This window comes from Amycolatopsis sp. NPDC049159 (genome assembly GCF_040648295.1).
Taxonomy (GTDB): Bacteria; Actinomycetota; Actinomycetes; order Mycobacteriales; family Pseudonocardiaceae; genus Amycolatopsis; species Amycolatopsis pretoriensis_A.
In genome coordinates, this window is sequence record NZ_JBEZDL010000009.1 from 263,178 (window position 1) to 288,148 (window position 24,971).

Below are 24,971 nucleotides of genomic sequence, written 5' to 3' on the forward strand. Positions count from 1 at the left end.
GCACGAGGTGGCGGCAACAGGAGCCGATCAAGTCGCGAGCGCGGGCACCAACCCCAACAGCCGCACGGCGTGGTGGCCAGCCGGAGCCGACCAAGCCGCAAGCGCAGGCACCAACCCCAACAGCCGCTCGGCGTGGTGGCCAGCCGGAGCCGACCAAAGCCGCAAGCGCGGGCACCAACCCCGACAGCCGCACGAGGTGGCGGCCAGCGGAAGTCGACCGAGCCGCGGGCACCAGTCCCAGCAGGCGCACGGGGTGGTGGCGAGCGCGGGCGCGAGCCCGCCGCGCTATGCCGACAGCTCCCGTTCCAGCGGTGTCCGGAACCGGGGCACCGTCCGCACCTCGCCGAACCATCCCTCACAGCGCGCCGCCTCCGCCTCGACCGCCGCCGTCACTTCTCCTCCCACGTCCTCCAGCAACCGGTACGCGATCTCCCCCGACGGGCGCTGGGCCCATCCGCCCACGACCCGGCCCGAAGACCAGATCGTCGGGCCGATGTTGCCGCTGCGGTCGAACAGTGCCGCTCGGTGCGGGCCCAGGAACCAGTCCCGCTCCTGCCAGCCCATCGGCGTCGGGTCCAGGGCCGGCAAGAACGCCACCCACGGTGGCGGCGAAGGCACCGGCTCCAGGTCGTCCGGCAGCGCGATCCCCGTGGCTCCCTCGATGTCCACCTCCACCGGCGACAACCCGGCCAGTGCCTTCTTCGTCTGCCCCGCCGTCCAGCCCGTCCACCACCTCAGGTCGGTGATCGGGGCCGGGCCGTACGCCTGCAGCCAGCGGCGGGCCAGCTCGGTGCGCGCCGCCTCCGCGTCCCACGCGCGCAGCCCGGGCGCCCAGGAATCCATCGGGTGCCAGACGTACTGCGTGCTGATCCAGCTCCCCCGCGGCCGCCCGCGCACGATGCGGCCGGCCGCTGCCAGCAGGAACAACACGCGGCTCGTCACGTTGCCGATCGCTTCGTACGGCTTGCCCGCCGCCATCAGCAGCTGCTGGCGCAGCCGGGGCTCGTCCTCGCTCAGCTGCTGCGCCGTCGCCGAGCCACGCGCGCGCAGTGCCTCCTCCACCGAAGCCTCGACCGAAGCCAGCCACTTCCCCGGCTCCGGCACGTTTTCCGGGTGGCCCTGCTGCCCGAGGTGCTGCTCCAACAATTTCCGCTGCTTGACCTCGATGTCCGCGGTGCACGCGGCCTGCACGAGCGCCGCCGTCTCGAGGTCCGTCACGAACACCGTGCGGCGCATGCCGAGCAGCCGCAACAGCGTCCGGTCGGTGTACAACGCCTGCTCCACCAGGGAAATCGCCGGGGACGCGAGCCGCGCGCACGCCGACAGGTGGACGGTCGCCGGGTCGGTCGCGTGCAGGGCGACGATCCCCGTCACCGCCTCCGCCACCGTGGGGGCGGGCGTGGCGAGGTGGTGGCGGGTCCCCAGGCGGGCCCGGCGCTGTTCGGTGCTGATCTTCGGAGGCACCCGCTCTTCCTACCAGCGCGCACCGACAAAAACGTCTGGTCACCCCTACGACCAGGGGGATAGCCTCGCGCCATGGTCTCCGGTGCGCACTTGGCGGCGTTCGCCGCGCTGACGTTCCTCATGGTCGTGGTCCCCGGGCCGAGCGTGCTGTTCACCATCAGCCGCGCGCTCACCGTGGGGCGCCGCGACGCGCTGCTGACCGTCCTGGGCAACTCCGTGGGCGTGTACACGCAGGTCGTCGCCGTCGCGTTCGGGCTCGGCGCGCTCGTGACGACGTCCGCCGCGGTCTTCACCGGGATCAAGATCGCCGGTGCGGTCTACCTCGTCTACCTGGGGATCCAGGCCGTCCGGCACCGCCGCAAGCTGTCCGACGCGATGGCCGCGAAGGTGCGCGCCACCCCCGGGCGCGTCCTCACCGTCCTGCGCGACGGCTTCGTCGTCGGCTTCGCGAACCCTAAGTCGATCGTTTTCCTGGCGGCGCTGCTCCCCCAGTTCGTCGACCCCGCGGCCGGGTCCGTGCCCGCGCAGATGCTGGTCCTCGGGCTCTGCCTGCCGGCGATCGCGCTGGCCACCGACAGCGCGTGGGCGCTGGTCGCCGGCACCGCGCGCGCCTGGTTCGCCCGCTCGCCGCGGCGGCTGGAGGCCGTCGGCGGCACCGGTGGCCTCGTCATGATCGGCCTCGGCACCGGGCTGGCGTTCACCGGCCGGGGTGACTGAGCACCAGGTCCAGCAACCCCGGGAAAGCCGCGTCGAATTCGGGACGCCGCAAGCGGTTCAGCCGCCGCGGCCCGTCGTCGCGCTGCTCGATCAGGCCCGCCGCGCGCAGCACCGCGAAGTGGTGGCTGCGGGTCGCCTTCGCCACCGGCAGGTCGAACGTGCCGCACGCCTTCGTCCACTCCGGCACGGCCGCCAGCTCGCGCAGGATGCTGCGGCGCACCGGATCGGCGACCGCGGCCAGCGCCTCCTGCAGCGAAACCTCCGCCGGGGGCGCGTGCGAGAGCCCCCGGGCCCGGGCCGTGCTCACCGGATCGCCTCCGCCAGGCCCGGCCACCACTCCCGCGGCAGGCCGTCGAGCGGGACGACGACCTGGTCCGCCCCCGCGGCCCGGAACTCCCGCAGCCGCGCCACCACGGCGTCGAAGTCGCCCCACACGGTGACGCCGTCGACCAGCCGGTCCGACAGCTCCGCGACGTCGGTGTCGGAGAACCCCATCCGCCGGAGGTTGGCCGCGTAGCCCGGCATCCCGGCCAGGAACTTCAGCGACCCACCCCGGACGGTCTCGCGGACGGCGGCGACGTCGGTCTCCGCCACCACGTTCAGCAGCACCGACAGCTGCGGGCCCGCGCCGAGGATCTCCCGCGCCGAAGCGACGTAGTCCGTCGTCACCAGGTACGGGTACGCGCCGGAAGCGCGGTCTCGCGCCAGGCCGAGCATCCGCGGCCCGAGCGCCGAAAGGATCCGCGCGGACGGCGGCACGACGTCCTCGATCTCGTCGAGGTAGTCGTTCAGCGCCGCCAGCGGACGCGCCCCGTGCGCCCCGCCGAGGCCGACGACGAACCGGCCGGCGGGCAGGTCCGCGTACGCCGAGGCCACCGCGGCGGCCGGGACGCGGTCGACCGACAGGATCCCGCTCGCCACCTGGACCCGCGAAGTCCCGCGGACGACCTCGGCGATGCGCGGCAGGTTGTTGCCCTGCCCGCCGGCCAGCCACAGCGTGGCGTAGCCCAGTTCCTCCAGCTCGGCCGCGGTCGCCACGGCGGCGTCGGTGTCCAGTGCGGTGTGGGTGGCCCCCAGCGGCCCCAGCTTCGTCATGCGCGGGGGAACCACCGGGCGCCGCGGGATGTTCCCGTCACGCGCTCTGTTCGTCGTCGGCGGAATCCTCGGCGGCCTCGGCCGGCCGCGTGAACATCCGCGTCGCCGAGAGCCGCGCGACGCCGTCCGGGTCGCCCAGGTCGTCCAGGGAAGTCCGGACCGTCGAGTCCACCGACAGGTACTTCCGGCCCGCGCGCAGGTCGGCGTCGTTGCGCAGCCGCACGATCAGCGGGAACTCTGACAGCGCGCCCGCGTCGAACAGGCCCGTCGTGTAGATCAGCTGGACGCCCAGCGCTTCGGCCACCGCTCGCTGCAGTTCCAGGAGGTACCCGGCGGACGCGCGGCCGATCGGGTTGTCCAGGAACAGCACGCCCGAGTGGCGGTTGCGGGCCTTGCCGCGGTTGTTCGCGCGCAACGCCGCCAGGGTGCAGTACAGGATGATCGCCGCGGTCAGCTGCTGGCCGCCGGAGAAGACGTCTCGGATCTCCGAGACGCGCTGGCGTTCGGTCCGCAGCACCGAGTCCGGCTTGAGCATGTCGACGCGGAAGCCCTTGGGCGCCGCGGCCCGGACCCCGCGCAGCACCAGGGAAAGCCCGTCGCGCTTGACGTCGCGGCCGTCCGCGGTCTTGCCGACGGCGGCCTCGTCGACGACCTCGCCGAGCTTCTCGGTGAGTGCGTTGTCCTCCAGTTCGGTGAACCGGATGCGCAGGAACTCCTGCCCGGACCAGTCGCCGAGGCCGTCGGGCAGCCGCGAAACGCGCTGGGCCGAGCGCAGCGTGCGGAGCGCGCCGTCGACCATGCCCTGCAGGCGCGTGATGATGCCGCCGCGGTGCCGGTCGATCTGCGCGAGGTCGTCGGTGAGCGACCGCAGCCGCGGCCGCAGCGCCTCGGCCCACTCGGCCGCGTGCGCCGGGAGCTGGTCGCGCTTGACCGAGATGACCTGCTGGCGCACCGGCGTGCTCAGCTTCTCGAACCGCTTCTCCGTCGCGTACTGCGCGAGCTGGTCGGCGGCCGCGCGCACCCGCCGGTCGCCCGCGTCGGCGGCTTCCTGGGCGTCGGTGAACGTGGCGTTCAGCCGGGTGTGCTGGGCGCGCGCGGTCTCGACGTCGCCGTCGTAAGCGGCCGCGTCGGTGTCGGTGACCAGGTGCGCCATCGACTCCGCGAGCAGCGAGAAGCCGGACGCCGAATTCTTCGCCGATTCCAGCGTCGCTTCCGCCGCGGCCCGGCGTTCCTGCAGCTCTTCCCACTTGCGGGCCGCCGCGGACGCCTCCAGCCCGGCCGCGTCGATCAGCTCCAGGCCGTGCTCGATGTCGCGGGGCTTCTCCCCCGTGGCGCCGGTCTGCGCCGGCAGCGAGTCCAGCTCCGCGCGCCGCGTCGAGACGAGCCCGATGGCTTCGGTGCGCTCGTCCTCGCACCCGTCGACGACGCGGCGGGCGCGTGCCAGTGCGGCCGCGCGGGCCGAGGCGTCGGAGCCGTCGGGCGTCTCCAGCAGTTCCGCCGCGCGTGCCCGGACGGCCGCGTCGAGCGACTCGACCGCCGAGCCCGCGGCCGCTTCCGCGGATTCGGCCTGCTCCAGCTCGGCCCGCAGGTCGCTGCCGACCTCGACCTTCGCGTACGACTCGGACGCCGACAGGTAGGTCCGGCGCAGCGCGTCGACCGGCTCGGACGGCACCGGGCCGTCCGCCGCTTCGGCCGCGCCCGGCACCTCGGCCAGCTCCGCCCGCGCGGTGGTCGCGGTGCGGCGGTGCCCGTCGGCGGTGCGCTGCTCCTCCCCCGCCTGCTCGCGCAGCCGCGCGGCCTTGCCCGCCGCGTCGGAGGCCTGGAGGTCGGCGCGCTCGGCGATCTCGGTCGCGCGCTCGACGTCTTCGGTCCACTCCGCGATGCGGGCGCTGCGGGCGCCCAGCTCGCCCAGCCGCCGGGCCCGTTCCTCCGCCTCGGCCGCAGCCGCCCGCAGCTCGGGGACGCGTTCCCGCAGCGACGCCGCTTTTTCGCTCAGCCGCGCGAATTCCGCGTCCGCCTGCTCCAGCGCGGTGCGCGCGGTCTCCCGGGCGGACCGGGCCGCCTGCGCCTGCTCGGCCAGCGTCGCGACGGCGCCGGGCGGGTAGTCCTCGCGCCAGGTGGTGAGCTTCCAGGTCAGCGCGCCGTCCGCGGACAGCTTGGCGGACAGCGCTTCCAGCCGCCGCTGCCGTTCGGTGTGCCGGCGCGCCACGGCTTCGCGCTCGGCGTCGGCGGCTTCTTCGTCGTACATCGCGGGGTTCGGCGGCACGAGGAACTCGACGCCGGACGCGGCGGGCGCGGCGGCTTGCACCGCGTCCGTGGTGCCGACGGCGATCGTCGCGGACGGCAGCAGCCGCCGCTTCGTGAGCACCTCGCGAGCGCGGTCCACGTGCGCGGCGTCGTTGAGCAGGACACCCGAAACCAGCTGCGGCAGGGTCTCCAGCACCTCGGCGCGGCGCCCGGCGTCCAGTTTGGACAGGTAGCGCCAGCCGGACCACGCCGTGATCCTCGCTTCTTCCAAGGCGTCGAGGGCGGCCTGGACGTCTTCCGGCGGCGGCAGCAGCCCGCCCGACCCCAGCGCGGACAGCGCGCGCTCGTCGGCGGACTCCTCCATCCGCAGCGCGGTCTGCTCCTTCTCGACGGCCGCGCTCGCCTCGCGCAGCCGCTCCAGCAGCACCGGCAGGTCGCTTTCGAGGGCGACGTCGTCCGCGCCGAGCAGCTCGACCAGTCGGCCCTCGGCAGCCAGAGCGTCCGTGCGGCGGTGCGCCCGGTCGAGGTCCTCGGTGGCCCGCTCGAAGCGGTCCTGGGTGGTGCCCGCGAGCTGGTGGGCCTCGTTGACGGCCCGTTGCGCCGCCTGGAGGTCGGCCGCGACGCGGTCGAGTTCCTGTTCGCGCCGGGTCAGGTCCGCAGTGGCCTGCTCGGCCGCCGACCGAGCGGTCCGCGAAGCCTCGGCGACGTCGGCGCCCGAGGGCAGCAGCCCGGCGCGGACGGCGTTCTGGACCTCTTCGCGCAGCTCCGTGATCCGCGTGGTCAGCCCGCGTGCCTCGGCCCGGCGGGCGGCCGCGAGGTTGGCGGCTTCGTCGCGTTCGGTCTGGGCCTTCTCGGCTTCGGCGCGCAACGCGCCCGCGTGCGCCTCGGCCTTGTCCGCCTGGCGCTGGGCGTCCTGCGCCAGCGCGTGCAACCCGCGCGCGAGCGCCGAAGCGGCGTCGTTGCGCGCCCGCAGCGCCGGGCGCGCCTTCTCTTCCCGGTTGCCGACGAGCTCGCGCAGGTCCTTCGCCTTGCGGGCCGCGTTCAGCTGGTTGAGCACGGTCGCGGTCTCGCGCCAGGCCTCCGCCTCGGTCTTCGCCGCGGCCAGCTCGGCGTCGGCGCGCTTGCGGACCTCCTGGGCCTCGTCCAGGCGCAGCACGGCGACCAGGCGGCGCAGTTCCGTGACAGCCGCGGCGAGCCGCCGGTGGTCGCCCTCGGCGAGCTTCTCCGCGGACTTGACCTCGGTGACGTGGTCTTCGAGCCCGGACAGCCGCGCGTTCTCGAGTTCGTTGCGCGCGACGACGCGCCCGGCCAGCTCGGCCATGTCCGCCTTCGCCGAAGCGGCGATCTTCCGCGACTCCGCGGCGACGCCCTCTTCGGCGGCCAGCGGCCCCAGCAGCTCCAGGGCGCCCGCCACGAAGTCCCGCTCGGACAGCAGATCCCCGCGTTGCGCCAGGTTGTGCGAGTAGGTGGCGACGACCTCGGCGAGGTCCTTCGGCTCGTCCTCGGAAACGACCGCGCGCAACAGGAACTCGACGAACGCGTCGTCGGTGCCGAAGGCGAACGCGTCCGCCGCTTCGCCTTCGCCGGCGTTCATCGCGCGCTGGTAGCGGAACAGTTCGGTGTCGAGGCCGAGGCCGTCCAGGCGGCCGGTCCACTCGTGGTGGCGGCGGGTCCAGGACAGTTCCAGCTCGGGCTCGGCCAGCTGCGCGGCGGTGAGCTTGTCGTGGAAGCCGGACATGGTGAGCAGCCGGCCCTCCTGCGTCATCGGCAGCGAGTCCAGGCCCAGCGCCGGCGTCGGGCGGAAGCAGTACCAGGAGTCGACGAGGTTCTCGGAGTCGGCGGACACGACGTGCCCGCGCCATTCGGAGACCTTGCCGGTGATGATCCGGTGCCCGCTCTCGACGTGCAGCCACTCCAGCACGACGTGCGAAACGTCCTTGGCGGCGACGAACTTCTCGAGCACCTTCGTGCTCGTGGTGCCGACGACCTGGCGGCGCCCGGGCAGCATCACCGAAAAGATCAGCTTGATGAGGACGGACTTGCCGCCGCCGTTCTCCAGGAACAGCACGCTCGCCGGCGACGGGCGGCGCAGCTCGGCCGGCCCGGTCGCGTGGATGCCCGCGCTGAACAGCGCGTCCTGCTGCGGCGCGGTGATCTTGGCGCCGACGCCGCTGAAGTCGAGCACGACGTCCTGGTAGCGGGCACCCGCCGGGCCCACCGAATGCAGGCGGACCCGCGAAAGCTCGTACATCGATTCCCCTCTACAGCGTGTCCGAAGACGCCGCGCGCAGCGTGCCCCCGGCGTTCGCGACCGCGACGACGTCGAGCGCGAGCAAGTCGTCGAAGGCGGCGTCCGCGGCGAGCTCGCGGACCTGGATCTGGTAGCGCGGCGTGGTCCGGTAGGTGCCGCCCTGCTCGTCGCTCACCGGGACCAGGAAGCCCTGGTCGGCGAGGAAGCGCAGGGCGCGGCTGACCATGCCGCGGGTGGTGTCGGCGGCCAGGCGCCCGTCCTTGGTGGCGGCCGCGGCCGGGCGGCGGGCGTAGGCGCGCCACGCCTGTTCCAGCTCGGGCGCGTCGGCCAGCGGGTCGTTGTTGGCCTCGGCCGCCGCGGCGCGTTCGTCGAGCATGCGGGCGGCTTCGCGGACCATCGCGTCGACCTGCTCGACGCTCACGCGGCCGATGTAGGTGTCGTTGGCGAGGTCGTCGGGCCGCGGGTAGCCCAGCGCCGCGGTGGCGAGGTGGATCAGGCCGTGCAGCACCTTCTCGGTCTCGCGGCGCTCGCGGATCTTGGCCTGGCGGGCGTAGGAGTCCATCTTGATCTCGAAGACGGACTCGTCGGTGGCCGCGAGGACCGCGCCCGCCTGCTGGTTGACCTCCAGCACCATCAGGCCGAGCCCGGCGGCGACGGCGTGGGTGAGCGCCTTGAACGCGTTGTCCTCGCCGTAGCGGCGCACGAGGTCGCCGTAGACGACGTCACGCGCGGGCAGCTGCTTCGGCCGCATGCCGAAGGCGACCAGCCGGGCCGCGGCTTCGGCGTCCACGCTGCTGTGGGACAGCGCCATTACGCGACTTCCTCTTCTTCGTCGGCCCGCTCTACGGCGGCGGTGGACAGGAGCAGGTCGGCGCCGCCGAAGTCCGGGTCGTCGAGCAGGGTGCCGTCGTCGACGGCGAGCAGCACCGTGCGGTCCCCCTGGCGGCGGGCCGCGCCGACCCCGGGACTGTATGCGTGCACGGCGCGCAGCGCGACCAGGGCGGCGAGCCCGGGCTGGCGGCCGCGGCGGGCCTCTTCGAGCAGCCCGGACAGCCGGCGCGGCACTTCGGGCAGGTCGAGGAGCTCGTCGGCGGCGCGCCAGACGTCGTCGCCGAACTTGTCGGTGAGGTCGGCGGGCATGAGCTCGGGCTCGGGGACCTCGCCGATCAGCTGGTCGCGCTCGGGCGCGGGCCGCAGCAGCAGCGAGACCAGCGACGACAGCGACGGTACGACCGGCGGGGTGATCCCGGCGACGGCGTGGAAGAAGTGCTCGGCGGGGGCGACGGCGTCGGCCAGCGGCAGGCCGAGGGTGGGCACCAGGAGCTGGCCGAAGAGGTCGAGGGTGGCGCGCTGCGGCGGCCCGGAGAACTGCTGGCGGTCCTGTTCGGCGCGGAACACCGCGCCCGCGTCGGCGAGGCGGGACTGCAGGCGCGTGTGGCGGCGGATGCAGTCGCCGACGATGTCGACGAGCTCGGCGGCGCGGCGCTTGCGGTCGAGGTCCTCGGTCTCGTCGCGGGCGGTGGTGATGTTCTTGAGGATGGCGTTCTCGGCGCGGAACCGGGCTTCGATGTGGCTCAGCGCGCTGTCGAGCAGCTCCGGGACCTCGCGCTCCCAGTCGACCGACCGGACGTCGCGGCGGGTCGCGTCGAGCTTCGCGCGCAGGGTCTCGCCGTACTGGACGGTCCGGTAGCGGGCCTGCTCGGCGGCCAGCTTCGCGTCGGCCAGCCGGCCGCGGTTGATGAGGTTCTCGAGCTTGACCTCGGCGGCGATCTGCGCGGACTCGACGTCGGTGTCGAGGGCGCCGACGAGGACGTTGATGGCCTCGTCGGTGGCGCGCAGGTAGACCTCGCCGTCGCGGGCGGCCAGCTCGACGAGCAGCTTGAAGTCGAACTGGCGGCGCTGGTAGCCGCCCGGGCCCATCGAGCCGTAGACGCGCCGGAAGCCGCGCTCGGTGGTGCCGACGTTGATCAGGTTGTCGAGCACCCACTTGGCCACCCGGACGTGCTCTTCGGGCATCCGCGACGGCGCCTGCTGCGCGATGAAGGGCAGCAGCCGGTCGATGACCTCGTCGTGGCCGGCGCCGGTGTCGAAGTCCATCGCGATGGTGACCTGGTCGATCGTGTGCAGCGCGATCTCCGCCATCTGGTAGATCGTGGCGTCGGCCCAGTCGAGCTTCGCCTTGCGCGCGTCCAGGTCGTGCAGCGGCGCGGTGCAGGCCAGCGCTTTGAGCCGACGGGTCAGCCCCTCGTCGGCCAGTCCCATCGCCGCCCGGTCGTCGTCTCGCACAGCAGGCCAGGCTAGTCGGCCACCCTCTGCGCACGCGCGGGTGACGGGCTAACGTCGCTCACATGCGTGAGATGAGCCGTGATGAGTGGTGGAAGTTCGCCTCCGAAGGCACCCGGACGGGCAAGCTCGCCGTGGTCCGCGCCAACGGCGCCCCGATCGTCGCACCGATCTGGTTCCTGCTGAACGAGGGCCCGGACGGCGACGAGCTGATCTTCAACACCGGCACCGAGACCCTCAAGGGCAAGGCCATCACCCGGGACGGGCGGATCTCCCTCGTCGTCGACGACCAGCAGCCGCCGTACTCGTACGTGCAGTTCACCGCCGAGGCGCGGCTGACCCACGACCACGCCGAGACGCTCGACTGGGCGACCCGCCTCGGCGCCCGGTACATGGGCGCCGAGCGGGCCGAGGAGTACGGAAAGCGCAACGCCGTTCCCGAAGAGGCCCTGGTCCGGGCGAAGATCACCAAGGTGATCGCGCGGGCCGAGATCGCCGGGTGAACGCCGTTCGCTGGTAATCTGCTCCCGGGGGTGGGGGCATGCCTTCAGGGGACAGACGCGACGCCGTCAGGGCGATGGTGCGGGCCGGGCAGCGGGAGCTGGTCGCCGAGCTCGAACGCCTGGACGGCGGTGCGCGCTTCAGCCGGTCGGACGGGGCGCGGCTGCTGGAGAACGGCGCGGTGTTCGAGCGGGCCTGCGTCGTCGCGGCCGACCGCGGCGAGACCCTCGGGCTGACCGTCGTGCTCCACCCGCGCAACCCGTACGTCCCGGCGTTCCACGCGCGGTTCCGGTACTGCGAGTACGCGGGCTCGTGGTGGTTCGGCGGCGCGGTCGACCTCATGCCCTGCTACGGCTTCGCCGAGGACGCGGCGCACTTCCACCGGACGCTCAAGAACTACTGCGACACGCTCGACCCGGCTTTCCACGCGCAGGCGAAACGCACCTGCGACGACCTCTTCCGGCTGCCCCACCACGACGAGCCCCGCGGGATCGGCGGCATCGCGTTCGACCACCTGCGGCCCCCGGGCCCGGACGGCTGGCGCCGCGCGGCCGCGTTCACCGCGGCGGGCATCGCCACCCTCGTCCCGGCCTACCTCCCGATCGTGCGGCGCCGCAAGGACCGCCCGCACGGCGACCGCGAACGCCAGTGGCAGCTGCACCGCCGCGGCCGCTACGTGGAGTCCGCCCTGGTCCACGACGCGACGGCGGCGGACGCCGAGGCCGTTCTGATGACGCTGCCCCCGCTGGCGCGGTGGGAGACGGGCTGCACGCCGGAACCCGGCAGCGCGGAGGCGGAGCTGGCGGCGTTCCTGGTGCCGCGGGACTGGGCGGCCGAGACCGCGGTCGCCGCGAGCTGACCCGGCCCGGACGTCATGAACGACTCTTTCATGACGCCGGACGCGGTGAACGACCCTTTCATGACGTCCGGTCCCGATGCGGGGGAAAGCGCCCCGGTGAGCGGGAAACCCTTGTTCACCATGGGTGAGCGCCCGCCTCGAGTATTGACACGGCCCGCTCGGAGGGTGTGAGATCTGTCCCATAGATAGGAAACTTTCCTAACTATTTACCGCCGGTGGTCCGCCGAACCACTCCGCCCCGGTCACCCCCTGTCCCCCGACCCACGCAGGAGGCTCCCAGTGGCACCCCGTCCCCCGTGGCGCGTGGTACTGGCCGGTACCGCAGCCGCGGCGCTCGGCCTCACCGCGCTCAGCCCGGTAAGCGCTTTCGCCGCGGACACCGGCTACGAGTCCGAATCCGCCGTGATCTCCCAGGGCGCCGTCGAGTCGAACCACGCCGGGTACTCCGGCACCGGGTTCGTCAACTTCGACAACGTCACAGGCAGTTACGTCGAATACTCCGTGAACGCCGCCCAGGCGGGCACGCACACCCTGACCTTCCGCTACGCCAACGGAACCGCCGACAACCGGCCGGTGAAGCTCACCGTCGACGGCGGCGACAAGGGCACCGTCGACTTCCCCGGCACCGGCGCGTGGACGACGTGGCAGACCGTCACCGCGAACGTGCAGCTGACCGCCGGCGTCAACAAGATCCGCACCACCGCGACCACCGCCAACGGCGGCCCGAACGCGGACAAGCTCACCGACACCTTCACCGCGCCGGCCGACAGCGAACCGCCGACGCCGCCGTCGAACCTCAAGGCGAGCGACATCCTCCCCACCGCCGCGACATTCTCCTGGACCGCCGCGACCGACAACGTCGGCGTCGTGCGCTACGAGATCAACCGCGGTGGCAACATCCTCAAGACCGTCGACGGGAACACGACGTCGGCGACGGTGACCAACCTGACCCCGAACACCGCCTACGACATCTCGGCCGGCGCGTTCGACGCGGCGGGCAACCCATCGCAGCAGAGCAACGTGGTCACCTTCACCACGCCGCCGAGCGACGACACCACCCCGCCGACCGTGCCGGGCAACCTGCGCTCCACCGGCGTCACCGCGAACAGCGTTTCCCTGGCGTGGAACGCTTCCACCGACAACGGCGGCACGGTCGCCGGGTACGACGTCTTCCAGGGCGCCACGAAGGTCGCGACCACGACGTCGCTCGGCACGACCGTGACGAACCTGAACCCGAGCACCTCCTACACGTTCACGGTCAAGGCGCGCGACCCCGACGGCAACAGCTCCGCGGCGAGCAACGCGGTCACCGCCAAGACGTCCGCTCCGGGCGGCGCAGGGGGCATCCCGGAGTACGACAAGGACATCGCGAAGGTCGACCTCGGCTGGTCGGTGGGCTTCCTGCCGAACGGCAACGCGCTGGTGACCGAGCGGGACCGCTTCGAGCTCCTGCTGGTGACGCCGTCCGGCCAGAAGACCACGCTGGGCAAGGTGCCGGGCGCGGTCGGCACCAACGGCGAAGGCGGCCTGCTCGGCCTGGCGGTCTCGCCGAACTGGGCGAGCGACCACGCGATCTACCTGTACCACACGGCATCCGGGGACAACCGGATCGTGAAGATGACCTACGACGGCACCACGCTGTCCTCGACGTCGACGCCGGTGCTGACCGGGATCGCGAAGAACCGCTACCACAACGGCGGCCGGATCAAGTTCGGCCCGGACGGCAAGCTGTACGCCACCGTCGGCGACGCGAAGAACAGCGACAACGCGCAGAACAAGAGCTCGCTCAACGGGAAGATCCTCCGGCTCAACCCGGACGGCTCCGCGCCGGGTGACAACCCGTTCTACGCCACCGGCGGCAACGCCCGGTACGTCTGGAGCTACGGCCACCGCAACCCGCAGGGCCTGGCCTGGGACTCCCGCGGCCAGCTGTGGGCGGCGGAGTTCGGCGAGAGCAGCCAGGACGAGCTCAACCTGATCCAGAAGGGCGGCAACTTCGGCTGGCCGAGCTGCGAAGGCACGCAGGGCAGTTGCAGCGGCTTCATCGCCCCGAAGAAGACGTGGCCGACTTCGCAGGCCGGGCCGAGCGGGCTGGAGATCGTCAACGACTGGATCTACATCGCCGGCGTCACCGGTGAGCAGATGTTCGCGACGCAGATCAACGCGGCGGGCACGGGCATCGGCACGGTGTCCACGCTGTTCTCCGGCCGCTGGGGCCGCCTCCGCTCGGTCACGAAGACCCCGGACGGCGGGCTGTGGCTGACCTCGACGAACAACGACAAGAACGGCGGCACGCCGTCGGTGCTGGACAACGTCATCGTGCGGCTGAAGTTCCCGGGCGGCACCACCCCGGGCGCCTTCAAGCTGACGAGCTCCGCGTTCGCCGACAACGCCACCATCCCGGGCAAGTACACCTGCGCCGGGGACGGGACGGCGGGCCAGGACCCGTCGCCGCCGCTGACGTGGGGTGCCGCCGAGGGCGCCAAGGGCTACGCGGTCGTCTTCGCCGACACCGCGAACAGCGGGAACAAGCTGCACTGGGCGATCTGGGACGTGCCGGCGTCGGCCCGGTCGCTGCCGGAGGGGCTCGGGGCGGGCTACACCGTCCCGGACCAGGGTGGCGCGAAGCAGAAGGCGATGGGCAGCGGGGCGAACGCGCAGAAGTACTTCGGCCCCTGCCCGGGCGGCTCCAGCCACCCGTACGCGTTCACGCTCTACGCCCTGAACACCGCGACGGTCCCCGGCCTGACGTCGTCCTCGACGATGGCCCAGATCGAGGCGGCGATCAAGGGCGCGTCGACGGCGAACGTGGCGCTGCGCGGCAAGTCCAGCGCGGCCGCCTAGAAGCCGCGGCAGGGGTGACCGGAGCGGCGCCGGTCACCCCTGCCGCGCTCACCCCTGTTCGGCGAGGCTGCGCAGGTGGGCGTCGACGTCGAAGCCGTGTTCCTCCAGCCGCCGCCGGGCGAGCAGGAGCTCGTCCGAGGTGAAGAGCTCCGAATATTCGGTGCGGAGCATGGTCGCCTCGGAGCTGCGGCCGAGCTGGTTCTTCTCCCAGAGCACGGTGAACCCGCCGGCGGTGCCGGCGCCGCGCAGCAGCAGGCGGGCCGCTTCGACGCCGCCGTGCTCGATCACCATCCGCTCGAACTGGGCGGGCCGGTAGCCGTAGTCCTTGGCCAGGACCCGGCAGCCGTCGAGCAGGTCCTCGGTGAACCGCGCGGCGAGGCGGGGATCGGCCGGGACGGGAGTGGCGGGTTCGGGCATCGGGCACCTCTCGACGGGACGGCTTCCCTGATTAATCGCGAACGGCGCCCGTTTCGCTACGCCGTTCGGGAAGGCAATCTGGAAACACCACTCTCCGTGGCGAGAATAACGGACAAAAGGCGTAAACGAGAACTGTCGGTGTCCCCTGCCCTGATGACCGGCATGCGAACCGTGGTTCACGGCGAGGGTTCAGTCCACTATGGACAGATCTACGTCCACAGCGCCGGCGGGGAGCCGTTCGAAGGCGATCTCTCGGCGTGCTTCGCCGGCCAGCACAACGGGCTGTGCGGGGCCGCCGTGGCGGGAACGTTGTTCCTGCTCACCGGGCTGCACACCGGCGAGGTCGGGTTCACCGCCGAGGTGCACGAGAGCGAGCCGCCCGACGACGAGCCTGCGGGCCGGAACCGCAGCAGGCAGCCCTCCCTCCCGGGCCCGCCGCCGGCGTCCAAGCCGGTCCCGCCCTGAACCGGGTCACCAGCCGAACAAACCACCCATGATGCGGGCGCAGCGCACCGTCATCGCCGTCGCGTCCTCGTCCGGGCGATCGATCCACCAGCTGATCAGGGAGTCGACCACGCCGGTCCAGACCTGGGCGATGGCTTCGATGTCCGCCGGGTCGGCCAGGCCGCGTGAGGTCATCAGCTCGGTCGCGCCCACGAGCGCGAAGGCGTCCAGGCGGCGCCGGTAGTCCGCCGCCGCGGTGGCGATGTCGCCCGTCGCCGGGACCGTCGCGTCGCGCAGCAGGCGCCACGCGTAGCGGTCGTGGTCGAACGTCGTGAAGATCGCGGCCAGCACCTTCAGCGGCATCTTCTCGGGCTCGCCGCCGCCCGCCATGGTCGTCGCGACGCCCTCGGTGAGCCGGTCGCCGGCGCGGTGCAGGCAGGCGAGGTAGAGGCCGTCCTTCGAGCCGAAGTACTGGTACAGCAACGGCTTCGTGACCCCGACGCGGCGCGCGATCTCGACCATCGACGCGCCCGCGTACCCGGCCCGGCCGAACTCCTCCGTGCCGGCCACGACGAGCTGGGCCTCGCGCTCTTCGCGCGGCATGCCCTTGGTCCCGACCGCCCTTGACTCCGTCACGCCCGAGAGCCTACCGTGCGTAAAGTGACCCTTGGGTAAGTTACCGCATGGTCAGCTACTAGGAGGCGACGTGGCCGAGTTCCTGGCGCACCTGCGCGACCCCGTGTTGTTCGCGACCCCGGTGTTCCTGCTGTTCGTGGCGATCGAGGTCGTCGCGGTGCACGTGCTGGGGCACGACGACAACGTGGTCGGCTACAGCGTCGCCGACACCCGCACGAGCATGCTGATGGGCACCGTCGCGGTCGGCGTCAACGCGCTGTTCCGGCTCGTGATGCTCTTCGTCTTCGCGGCGCTTTTCGAGCTGGCGCCGGTGCGGCTGGACCCGCGCGACTGGTGGACGTGGGTGCTCATGCTGCTCGGCCAGGAGCTGGTCTTCTACGCCTACCACCGCGCCAGCCACCGCGTGCGGCTGCTGTGGGCCGGGCACCAGGTGCACCACTCCAGCGAGCACTACAACTTCTCGACGGCGCTGCGCCAGAAGTGGACCCCGTACTTCCAGCTGCCGTTCTGGTCGGTGCTGGCGCTGTGCGGGATCCCGCCGTGGATGATCCTGACCGGCCTCTCGATCGACCTCGTCTACCAGTTCTTCGTGCACACCGAGAAGGTCGGCAAGCTGCCTCGCTGGTTCGAGTACGTCTTCAACACGCCGTCGCACCACCGCGTCCACCACGGCAGCGACGCCGAATACCTCGACGCCAACTACGGCGGCATCCTGATCATCTGGGATCGGCTCTTCGGCAGCTTCGTGCCCGAAGGGAAGCGGCCGACGTACGGGCTGACGACGAACATCGGCACGTACCACCTGCTCAAGGTCGGCTTCCACGAGTACGGCTCGATCCTGCGCGACCTGCGCGCCGCCCGGACCTGGCGCGAGCGCGCGGGGTACGTGTTCGGGCCGCCCGGGTGGCAGCCCGAACACGTACCCGTCTGAGGCCTACGCCGTGTGCCGCAGCGCGAGGCTGTTCAGCGGTGGCCGCTGCGGCGAGGTCACGTCGGTCAGGACGAGTTCGCGCTCGACCCCGCTGTCCGACGAGCCCCGCTGGAACTGGGCGAGGATCGCCGCGGGCGGGACCGCGGTGACCAGGCGGTCGTAGCGCTGCAAGCGGTCGAACAGCGTCTGCATGATCTGCCCGGACATCCGGCCCAGCGCCTGCGTGCTCTGGTGCCGGTGGACGCGGTGGCCGAGGTCGACCTGGGCGAGCGCGTCGAGGCCACGCAGCTCCAGCAGGTCGATGAGGTGCCCGATCTCGACGCCGTAGTTTACGACGAACGGGATGCTCTCCAGCACCTCGCGGCGGCCGGCGTACTCGCCCGCGAGGGGCTGCACGAAGCCGGCCAGCTCCGGCCAGAACATGTTGAGCAGCGGCCGCGCGACGAGCTCGGTGACGCGGCCGCCACCGTCGGCTTCGGCACCGAGCGGGCGGTGGTAGAAGCCCTTGACGTAGGCGACCGACGGGTCGGTGAGCAGCGGGCCGAGCAGCCCGGTGACGTAGTCGGTGGTGAAGTCGTGCAGATCGCCGTCGACGAAGACGACGAGGTCGCCGGTGGTCGCCGCGACCCCCTTCCAGAGCGCCTCGCCCTTGCCCGGCAGGCCGCCGAGCCCGGGGAAGACGGCGTCCTGCGCGACGACGTCGGCCCCCGCGGCGGCGGCGACTTCGGCGGTGGCGTCGGTCGAATGGCTGTCGACGACGAGGATCTCGTCGACCAGCGTGCCCGCGAGCTCGGCGCGGATGGCGCCGACGATCGCGCCGACGGTGGCTTCTTCGTTCCGCGCCGGGATGACGACGGAGACGGTGGTGCCGCGTTTCGCCGCGACCAGCTCCGCGAACGTCCGGTCCCCGGCCTTGCTGCTGCGGCGGTCGAGCCAGGTGCCGACCTCAGGCGACACCTGCAGGCGTGCGTTGCGCATGCTTTCCCCTTCCCTCGGTCGCTTCCGAGGTTCGGGGCGCCGCGTTTCGGGCACCGCTCCCCGGCGCTACCGCGGTGTTACGAGATCGCGGTTCTCGTTAACCGCGTACGCTGCCGCCGTTCGCAAAGGGGAGGACCATGACCGAAGAATCCATCGGGCACGACCCGGAACGGCGCTACCGGCTCGACGCGCTCTTGGGGATCGTCCAGGCGGAACTGGCCGCGGCCGGGTTGCCGGTCGGTCCCGGCGAGCGCCCGGTCGGCGTGGCCGGCGCCCTGGTGTCGGTCGACGTGCCGGACCTGCGCGGCGTGCTGGTCGAGTGGCGGGAGCACACCGTGCTCGCGGACCTGGGCCAGCAGGCCTGGGGCGACGACCCGCACCGCGAAGGGGCCGAAGCCGCCGCGTTCTCGCGGCTGTTCCGCGAGATCGACACGGCGATGAGCGAGGCGATGCGGAAGATCCTGACCGCGGCCGGCCTCGAGGTCGGCAGCAGCGGCAACGACTACGCGCCCGGCGAACTGCTGGTGACCCGCCGCCTGACCCCGTCGGTCTGGCAGGCCCGCCGCGACGCGCAGAACAGCGCCCGCCACGAGTCGATGCGGCAGGCCTGGAACGCGCGGCACGCCGCCGGCCGCCACCCCACCGACGGCAGCTGACCCGCGCCCCGATGGGGCGTTCGGTGCATCCGACGCACCTAACGCCACATTGGGGCGCTCGAAGCCCGGGTCAGGCGTCTTCTTCTTCGAGCATCTCCGGGGTGACCGCGGACTCGGTGTCCGGGATGCTCAGGTCCTTCGCCCGCTTGTCCGCCATCGCCAGCAGGCGGCGGATGCGGCCGGCGACCGCGTCCTTCGTCATCTGCGGCTCCGACAGCTGGCCCAGCTCCTCCAGCGACGCCTGCCGGTTCGACAGGCGCAGCCGGCCCGCCGCCAGCAGGTGGTCCGGGGCCGTCTCGCCGAGGATCTCCAGCGCGCGCTCCACGCGGGCCGCCGCCGCCACGGCCGCGCGGGCCGAACGGCGCAGGTTCGCGTCGTCGAAGTTGGCCAGGCGGTTCGCCGTCGCGCGGACCTCGCGGCGCATCCGGCGCTCTTCCCACTGCAGGACGCTCGTGTGCGCGCCCAGGCGGGTCAGCAGCGCGCCGATCGCGTCGCCGTCGCGGACGACCACCCGGTCCGCGCCGCGGACCTCGCGCGACTTCGCCTGGATGCCCATCCGGCGCGCCGCGCCCACCAGGGCCAGCGCCGCCTCCGGACCCGGGCACGTCACCTCGAGCGAGGACGAGCGGCCCGGTTCGGTCAGCGAACCGTGCGCGAGGAACGCGCCCCGCCACGCCGCTTCCGCGTCCGCCACTCCCCCGGACACCACGGCCGCGGGCAGCCCGCGCACCGGGCGGCCCCGCTGGTCGATCAGCCCGGTCTGGCGGGCCAGTCCCTCGCCGTCCTTCACCACGCGCACGACGTACCGCGTGCCCTTGCGCAGCCCCCCGCTGGCGGTGATCACGTGGACGTCCGAATGGTGCCCGTACAGCTCGTGGATCTCCTTGCGCAGCCGTCGCGCCACCGAACCGGTGTCCAGCTCCGCCTCCACGACCACCCGGCCGGCCACGATGTGCAGCCCGCCGGCGAAGCGAAGCAGCGACGCGACCTCCGCCCGGCGCGGCCCGATCTTCGTGATCTCCAGCCGGCTCAGTTCGTCCTTCACCGCGGCGGTCATCGCCATTACTGCCCCTCCCTGCCTTTCGCTCCTCCCCCGTGCTCCCCGCCCCTGCCGAGACCGAGAGCCTCCCGCATGCACCGCGCGAGCGCATCAGGATCATGCCGTCCCGCCACTTCCGGGTCGGCCACCGCCCCCAGGTGGGCCCGCGCGCCCAGCCGGGCCGCCGCGCGCCGGAGATTCGCCGGGTCGGGCACGGAATCGCGGTCCGCGATCACCGCGTCGACCCGCAGCAGGGGCGCGTGCTCGGAGAGTACGTCCAGGTGCCGCTCGGGAGAGAATCCCGCGGTTTCCCCCGGCTGGGGGACAAGGTTGAGGACGATCGCCTTCGTGGCGGTCGTGCGCACCAGCGCGTCGTGCAGCCCCGGCACGAGCAGGTGCGGTAAAACGCTCGTGAACCACGAGCCCGGCCCGAGGAAGACGACGTCGGCGGCGAGCACCGCTTCGACCGCTTCCTCGCACGCCACCGGCGGCCGCGCGGAGGTGCCCGGCGTGCGCAGGCTGACCCGCCGCACCTGCCCCGGGGTCGAAGCCACCGCGACCTGGCCGCGGATCCGGCGCAGCGCCGACGGGTCTTCGCTGTCGAGGCCGCTGACCTCGCCCTCGATCTCCAGCGGCTCGGGCGACATCGGCAGCACCCGGCCCGAGACGCCCATCAGGCGCCGGGCTTCGTCGAGCGCGGCGACCGGGTCGCCGAGCACCTCGAACAGCCCGGCGAGCAGCAGGTTCCCCACCGCGTGCCCGGCCAGTGCGCCGTCGCCGCCGAAGCGGTGCTGGAAGACCTCCGCCCACAGCGTTCCGCCGTCCTCCGCGGCGAAGGCCGCGAAGGCCTGCCGGAGGTCGCCCGGCGGCAGCAGCCCGAGTTCGCGCCGCAGCCGGCCGGACGATCCGCCGTCGTCGGCCACGGTCACGATCGCGGTGACGTCGGGGGTCACCCGGCGCACCGCGGACAGCGTGGCGTGCAGCCCGTGGCCGCCCCCGAGGGCGACCGCGCGCACGTTATTCACGACCAAGGTCGCGGTGCACCACCTTCACGGCCATTCCGTCCTCTTTGGACAGACGCTGGGCGAGCTCCACGGACAGCGCCACGCTGCGGTGCTTGCCGCCGGTGCAGCCGACGGCCAGCGTCAGGTACCGCTTGCCCTCGCGCTTGTAGCCGGCGCCGATCAGCCGCAGCAGCTGGTGGTAGCGGTCGAGGAACTCCTCGGCGCCCTCCTGCGAGAGGACGTAGTTGCGGACCTCGCCGTCGAGGCCCGTGTGCTCGCGCAGCTCCGGGATCCAGAACGGGTTCGGCAGGAACCGGACGTCCATCACCAGGTCGGCGTCCATCGGCAGGCCGTACTTGTAGCCGAAGGACAGCACGGTGACCCGGGTCTGGGTGCTCGCCTCGGAGCCGAACGCGTCCTCGATCTTGGCGCGCAGGTCGTGCACCGACAGCGAGGACGTGTCGAGCACCAGGTCGGCTTCCTCGCGCAGCGGCTCCAGCAGCGTCCGCTCCGCCGTGATGCCGTCGGCGAGCCGGCCGTCACCCTGCATCGGGTGGCCGCGGCGGACGGCCTCGAACCGCCGCACCAGCACGGCGTCGGTCGCCTCCAGGAACAGCACGCGCGGCTTGTAGCCCCGGGCGTCCAGGTCCTTGATGACCGAGGCGAGGTCGTCGGTGAACGCGCGCGAGCGCACGTCCATGACGACGGCCACCTTCGTGATCGCGCCGCGCGCCTGCGCGCCCAGCTCGACCATGGTGGCGATCAGTTCCGGGGGCAGGTTGTCGACGACGAACCAGCCCAGGTCCTCCAGGCACTTGGCCGCGGTGCTGCGGCCCGCCCCGGACAACCCGGACACGACCGCGACCTCCATGCCGGACCCGCGGATCTCCTCTTGCGCACTCACTGTGTTTCCCTACTCCCCTGCTTTCGTGCCGTTGCTCGCGCCGGACTCCCCGGCCAGCGCGGCGACCACGGCCTCCGCGGTGCGCCTGCCGAAGCCGGGCACCGCCTCGATCTCTTCGATCCTGGCCTGCTTGAGCTTCTTCACCGAGCCGAAGTGCTTGATCAGCGCGGTCCGGCGAGCCTGCCCCAACCCCGGCACACTGTCCAATTCGGACGTCTGCAGGCGCTTGGAGCGCTTCTCGCGGTGGTAGGCGATGGCGAACCGGTGGGCCTCGTCGCGCAGCCGCTGCAGCAGGTACAGCCCCTCCGACGTGCGCGGCAGGATCACCGGGTCCGGGTCCGCCGGCAGCCACACCTCTTCGAGCCGCTTCGCCAGCCCCACCACGGCGATGTCGGTGATCCCCAGCTCGGCCAGCACGTCGGCGGCCGCGGTCGCCTGCGGGCCCGCGCCGTCGACGACCAGCAGGTTCGGCGGGTAGGCGAACTTCTTCGGCCGCCCGGTCTCCGGGTCGAGGCCGGGCTTGCTCGTCTCCTCCGCCGTTTCCTTGAGGTAGCGGTAGAAGCGGCGGCGCACGACCTCGGCGATCGAAGCGACGTCACCCTCTTCGGCCGCCTCGCGCAGCGCGAAGCGGCGGTACTCGGACTTGCGCGCCAGCCCGTCCTCGAACACGACCAGCGACGCCACGACGTCGCTGCCCTGGATGTGGCTGATGTCGATGCACTCGATGCGCAGCGGCGCGGTGTCGAGCGCCAGGAACTCCTGCAGCTCGGTCAACGCCGCCGAGCGGGCCGTCAGGTCGCCCGCGCGGCGCAGCTTGTGCTGGGTGAACGCCTCCCCCGCGTTGCGCTGCACGGTCTCCGCCAGCGCCTTCTTGTCGCCGCGCTGCGGCACCCGCAGCTGGACCCGCGAGCCGCGCAGCCCGCTCAGCCACTCCGCGACCGCCTCGGCGTCCGCGGGCAGCTCCGGGACCAGCACCTCGCGCGGGACCACCGGCCCGGCGTCGACGTCGTCGCGGGCGTCCAGCTCGGCTTCGTCGCCGTAGAACTGGGTGAGGAAGTGGTCGACCAGCGCCGGGACGTCCATCTCCTCGGCCTTGTCGATCACCCAGCCGCGCTGGCCGCGGACCCGGCCGCCGCGCACGTGGAAGACCTGGACCGCGGCTTCGAGGTCGTCGTGGGCGAACGCGACGACGTCGGCGTCCGTGCCGTCGCCGAGCACCACGGCCTGCTTCTCCATGGCCCGGCGCAGCGCGCCCAGGTCGTCGCGCAGGCGGGCGGCGCGCTCGAACTCCAGCTCCTCGGACGCGGCGGCCATCTCGGTTTCGAGCCGCTTGATCATGACGTCGGTCTTGCCGGCCAGGAAGTCGCAGAAGTCCTCGACGATGTCGCGGTGCTCGCCGGCCGAGACGCGCCCGACGCACGGCGCCGAGCACTTGTCGATGTAACCGAGCAGGCACGGGCGGCCGATCTGGCCGTGGCGCCGGAACACCCCGGCCGAGCAGGTGCGGGCCGGGAACACGCGCAACAGCAAGTCGAGCGTTTCGCGGATGGCCCACGCGTGCGCGTACGGGCCGAAGTACCGGACGCCCTTCTTGCGCGCGCCGCGGTAGACGTGCAGGCGGGGGAACTCCTCGCTCAGCGTCACCGCGAGCATCGGGTAGCTCTTGTCGTCGCGGTAGCGGACGTTGAACCGGGGGTCGAACTCCTTGATCCAGTTGTACTCGAGCTGGAGCGCCTCGACCTCGGTGGTGACCACGGTCCACTCGACGCTCGCGGCCGTGGTGACCATCTGGCGCGTGCGCGGGTGCAGGCCGGAGAGATCGGCGAAGTAGGAGTTCAGCCTGCTGCGGAGGCTTTTCGCCTTGCCGACGTAGATGACCCGCCTGGTCGCGTCGCGGAATTTGTACACGCCAGGGGCATCCGGGATGCTCCCCGGCGAGGGACGGTAGGTGGTCGGGTCAGCCACGGGTCAAGACTATGGGGCGGCACCGACAGTTTTCGCACGCCCCCGGCGGCCCCGTCGGAAGTAGGGTGTTCGTCCGCTTCCGACCTTCGTCGGTGTCCCCCCGGGTGACGCGGTGGTTACTTTCCGACCAGCCTGTTCCGGGCTCTTCCGAAAGGATCACCACCGTGAGCTCTCTCCGTGTTCTGGGCGCCGCTTCGGCGGCCGCCGTCGCGCTGACCCTCGCGGGTGGCGCCGTCGCCACCGCCGGCGTCCAGCCGAACATCGTCGGCGGCACGACCGCCCCCACCGTCTCGTGGGGCGCCCAGGTGTACGTCAACACCCCGGGCCGCGACTTCGAGGGCTTCAACTGCTCCGGCACGGTCATCGCCGCGCGCTGGGTGATGACCGCCGTGCACTGCCTCGACCAGGACGGCTCGGGCATGCACGTCAAGGTCGGCAGCAACACGCTGTTCTCGGGCACGCAGATCGCCGTCGACGGGAAGTACGAGTCCCCGAACGGCGACATCGCGCTGCTGCACCTGGCGTCGGCGACGAGCGCGGCGCCGATCAAGCTGGGCAGCGCGGACCCGTCCACGGGCAGCACCAACCAGCTCTACGGCTGGGGCCGCACCACCCCGACCGGCCCGCCGGCCTCGGCCCTCAAGACGGCGAACGTCCAGGTGACCGGCCGTTCGACGGACGCCTACGGCGGCCGCGCGATCCAGAGCGTCGGCATCAACGGCTCGGCGTGGAAGGGCGACTCGGGCGGCCCCGAGGTGTCGGGCGGCGTGCAGGTCGGCGTCGCGTCGACGGTCCAGAACCAGAGCGGCACCAACACGCGCGGCACGAACAACTACGCCAGCGTGGCTTCGAGCCGCTCCTGGATCCGGACGACCGCGGGCGTGTGAGTTCCCGGGGCGGCGCGGTCTCGCGCCGCCCCGGTTTCGTCGGTGGCGTGTGGGATGCTCGCGGGCATGCGGATCGCCACGTGGAACGTGAACTCCATCGTCCCCCGCCTGCCGCGCGTGCTGGAGTTCCTGGAGCGGACGGCACCGGACGTGCTGTGCCTGCAAGAACTGAAGAACACGACGGAGAAGTTCCCCGCCGCCGAGGTCGAGGCGCTGGGGTACGAGGTCGCCGCGTACGGGCTGGGGCGCTGGAACGGCGTCGGGATCGTGTCGCGCGTGGGGTTGTCGGACGTCGTGCGCGGGCTGCCCGGTGAACCTTCGTTCGACGGCGCCGCGGAGGCGCGGGCCGTCGGCGCCACGTGCGGTGGGGTGCGGGTGTGGTCGGTGTACGTGCCCAACGGGCGGGAGCCGGACAACCCGCACTACGCGTACAAGCTGGAGTGGCTGGAGGCGTTGCGGTCTCTCGTTTCTTCGGAGCTTTCTTCCGAGCCCTTCGCGGTTCTGGGTGACTTCAATGTCGCGCCGACGGATGCGGACGTGTGGGACATCGCGGTGTTCGCCGAGTCGACGCACGTGACACCGCCGGAGCGCGAGGCCTTGGCGCGGCTGCGGAAGCTGGGGTTGTCGGACGTGTTCCCGCGGCCGTTGAAGTACGACCACCCGTTCACGTACTGGGACTACCGGGCGGGGAACTTCCCGAACAACAAGGGCATGCGGATCGACCTGGTGTACGGGAACGCGGCGTTCACCGACGCGGTGACGGATTCCTACGTGGACCGGGACATGCGGAAGGGGAAGGGGCCGTCCGACCACGCGCCGATCGTGGTCGACCTGGACCTCTGAGCCGGG

General features: G+C 72.4%; 22 protein-coding genes. 9 read left to right on the forward strand and 13 right to left on the reverse strand.

The window, feature by feature from the left end:
- Window positions 1-285 precede the first annotated feature (285 nt).
- Entirely contained in the window at window positions 286-1,464 is a 1,179-nt protein-coding gene (locus AB0B33_RS19295) for a winged helix DNA-binding domain-containing protein (protein ID WP_360773351.1), read from the reverse strand.
- A gap of 72 nt (window positions 1,465-1,536) precedes the next feature.
- On the opposite strand from AB0B33_RS19295, the gene AB0B33_RS19300 reads away from it, so the two are divergent.
- Entirely contained in the window at window positions 1,537-2,181 is a 645-nt protein-coding gene (locus tag AB0B33_RS19300) for a LysE family translocator (RefSeq protein WP_360773353.1), read from the forward strand.
- Here AB0B33_RS19300 and AB0B33_RS19305 read toward each other — a convergent pair.
- From AB0B33_RS19305 to AB0B33_RS19325, 5 genes are read right to left on the reverse strand one after another with little or no spacing between them, the layout of a single operon-like run.
- A complete protein-coding gene (locus tag AB0B33_RS19305; protein ID WP_360773355.1) occupies window positions 2,162-2,488 on the reverse strand; it encodes a transcriptional regulator in 327 nt (108 codons plus the stop codon). The genes AB0B33_RS19300 and AB0B33_RS19305 overlap by 20 nt on opposite strands.
- Window positions 2,485-3,276 (reverse strand): TIGR03620 family F420-dependent LLM class oxidoreductase, encoded by a 792-nt coding sequence (locus tag AB0B33_RS19310; protein WP_360773357.1) that lies wholly within the window; start codon window positions 3,274-3,276, stop codon window positions 2,485-2,487. Before AB0B33_RS19310 ends, AB0B33_RS19305 begins: the two co-directional genes overlap by 4 nt.
- 37 nt (window positions 3,277-3,313) lie before the next feature.
- On the reverse strand, window positions 3,314-7,774 hold the full coding sequence (locus AB0B33_RS19315) for a hypothetical protein (RefSeq protein WP_360773360.1): 4,461 nt from the start codon (window positions 7,772-7,774) through the stop codon (window positions 3,314-3,316).
- Window positions 7,775-7,784: 10 nt separating this feature from the next.
- Window positions 7,785-8,585, reverse strand: a complete 801-nt coding sequence (locus AB0B33_RS19320; RefSeq protein ID WP_086860823.1) for a hypothetical protein — start codon at window positions 8,583-8,585, stop codon at window positions 7,785-7,787.
- Window positions 8,585-10,036 carry a hypothetical protein gene (locus tag AB0B33_RS19325; protein WP_360773554.1) on the reverse strand — a complete coding sequence of 484 codons (1,452 nt, stop codon included), beginning with the start codon at window positions 10,034-10,036 and terminating at the stop codon, window positions 8,585-8,587. The genes AB0B33_RS19320 and AB0B33_RS19325 overlap by 1 nt, the downstream gene beginning before the upstream one ends.
- Window positions 10,037-10,122: 86 nt before the next feature.
- Between AB0B33_RS19325 and AB0B33_RS19330 the strand changes: the two genes are divergently transcribed.
- The 3 genes from AB0B33_RS19330 to AB0B33_RS19340 all read left to right on the forward strand — a co-directional run bounded on the left by AB0B33_RS19330 (window position 10,123) and on the right by AB0B33_RS19340 (window position 14,261).
- Window positions 10,123-10,560 (forward strand): PPOX class F420-dependent oxidoreductase, encoded by a 438-nt coding sequence (locus tag AB0B33_RS19330; protein ID WP_360773363.1) that lies wholly within the window; start codon window positions 10,123-10,125, stop codon window positions 10,558-10,560.
- A gap of 38 nt (window positions 10,561-10,598) precedes the next feature.
- Window positions 10,599-11,417: a coproporphyrinogen III oxidase gene (locus AB0B33_RS19335; protein WP_360773366.1), complete on the forward strand. Its 819-nt coding sequence runs from the start codon at window positions 10,599-10,601 to the stop codon at window positions 11,415-11,417.
- A 279-nt stretch (window positions 11,418-11,696) separates the two neighbouring features.
- Window positions 11,697-14,261, forward strand: coding sequence for a PQQ-dependent sugar dehydrogenase (locus AB0B33_RS19340; RefSeq protein WP_360773368.1), 2,565 nt, complete (start codon window positions 11,697-11,699; stop codon window positions 14,259-14,261).
- A gap of 48 nt (window positions 14,262-14,309) precedes the next feature.
- Here AB0B33_RS19340 and AB0B33_RS19345 read toward each other — a convergent pair whose 3' ends face one another.
- Window positions 14,310-14,678, reverse strand: a complete 369-nt coding sequence (locus AB0B33_RS19345; RefSeq protein WP_360773371.1) for a hypothetical protein — start codon at window positions 14,676-14,678, stop codon at window positions 14,310-14,312.
- A 153-nt stretch (window positions 14,679-14,831) separates the two neighbouring features.
- Between AB0B33_RS19345 and AB0B33_RS19350 the strand changes: the two genes are divergently transcribed.
- Window positions 14,832-15,143 (forward strand): hypothetical protein, encoded by a 312-nt coding sequence (locus AB0B33_RS19350; RefSeq protein ID WP_360773374.1) that lies wholly within the window; start codon window positions 14,832-14,834, stop codon window positions 15,141-15,143.
- Window positions 15,144-15,149: 6 nt separating this feature from the next.
- Here the strand turns inward: AB0B33_RS19350 and AB0B33_RS19355 are convergent, their stop codons facing one another.
- Window positions 15,150-15,758, reverse strand: a complete 609-nt coding sequence (locus tag AB0B33_RS19355) for a TetR/AcrR family transcriptional regulator (protein WP_360773377.1) — start codon at window positions 15,756-15,758, stop codon at window positions 15,150-15,152.
- A 70-nt stretch (window positions 15,759-15,828) separates the two neighbouring features.
- Between AB0B33_RS19355 and AB0B33_RS19360 the strand changes: the two genes are divergently transcribed.
- On the forward strand, window positions 15,829-16,689 hold the full coding sequence (locus AB0B33_RS19360) for a sterol desaturase family protein (protein WP_360773380.1): 861 nt from the start codon (window positions 15,829-15,831) through the stop codon (window positions 16,687-16,689).
- A 3-nt stretch (window positions 16,690-16,692) separates the two neighbouring features.
- Here AB0B33_RS19360 and AB0B33_RS19365 read toward each other — a convergent pair whose 3' ends face one another.
- The gene (locus AB0B33_RS19365; RefSeq protein ID WP_247011550.1) at window positions 16,693-17,667 is read right to left on the reverse strand and encodes a glucosyl-3-phosphoglycerate synthase; all 975 of its coding nucleotides are present in this window, start codon (window positions 17,665-17,667) and stop codon (window positions 16,693-16,695) included.
- Window positions 17,668-17,804: 137 nt separating this feature from the next.
- On the opposite strand from AB0B33_RS19365, the gene AB0B33_RS19370 reads away from it, so the two are divergent.
- Entirely contained in the window at window positions 17,805-18,323 is a 519-nt protein-coding gene (locus AB0B33_RS19370; RefSeq protein WP_360773383.1) for a hypothetical protein, read from the forward strand.
- Window positions 18,324-18,393: 70 nt separating this feature from the next.
- Here the strand turns inward: AB0B33_RS19370 and whiA are convergent, their stop codons facing one another.
- Genes whiA through uvrC form a run of 4 tightly spaced genes read right to left on the reverse strand, consistent with a single transcriptional unit; the run spans window position 18,394 to window position 23,235 of the window.
- Window positions 18,394-19,386: a DNA-binding protein WhiA gene (gene whiA / locus AB0B33_RS19375; protein ID WP_247011552.1), complete on the reverse strand. Its 993-nt coding sequence runs from the start codon at window positions 19,384-19,386 to the stop codon at window positions 18,394-18,396.
- A complete protein-coding gene (yvcK, locus tag AB0B33_RS19380; protein WP_360773386.1) occupies window positions 19,386-20,378 on the reverse strand; it encodes a uridine diphosphate-N-acetylglucosamine-binding protein YvcK in 993 nt (330 codons plus the stop codon). Before yvcK ends, whiA begins: the two co-directional genes overlap by 1 nt.
- 1 nt (window position 20,379) lies before the next feature.
- Window positions 20,380-21,237, reverse strand: coding sequence for an RNase adapter RapZ (gene rapZ / locus AB0B33_RS19385; RefSeq protein ID WP_003101350.1), 858 nt, complete (start codon window positions 21,235-21,237; stop codon window positions 20,380-20,382).
- 42 nt (window positions 21,238-21,279) lie between these two features.
- Window positions 21,280-23,235 carry an excinuclease ABC subunit UvrC gene (gene uvrC, locus AB0B33_RS19390; RefSeq protein WP_360773389.1) on the reverse strand — a complete coding sequence of 652 codons (1,956 nt, stop codon included), beginning with the start codon at window positions 23,233-23,235 and terminating at the stop codon, window positions 21,280-21,282.
- Window positions 23,236-23,399: 164 nt separating this feature from the next.
- Here uvrC and AB0B33_RS19395 point away from each other — a divergent pair, with 164 nt between their 5' ends.
- Both AB0B33_RS19395 and AB0B33_RS19400 read left to right on the forward strand, forming a co-directional pair.
- On the forward strand, window positions 23,400-24,122 hold the full coding sequence (locus tag AB0B33_RS19395; RefSeq protein ID WP_360773392.1) for a trypsin-like serine protease: 723 nt from the start codon (window positions 23,400-23,402) through the stop codon (window positions 24,120-24,122).
- Window positions 24,123-24,188: 66 nt separating this feature from the next.
- Window positions 24,189-24,965 carry an exodeoxyribonuclease III gene (locus AB0B33_RS19400; RefSeq protein ID WP_360773394.1) on the forward strand — a complete coding sequence of 259 codons (777 nt, stop codon included), beginning with the start codon at window positions 24,189-24,191 and terminating at the stop codon, window positions 24,963-24,965.
- Window positions 24,966-24,971: the final 6 nt, after the last annotated feature.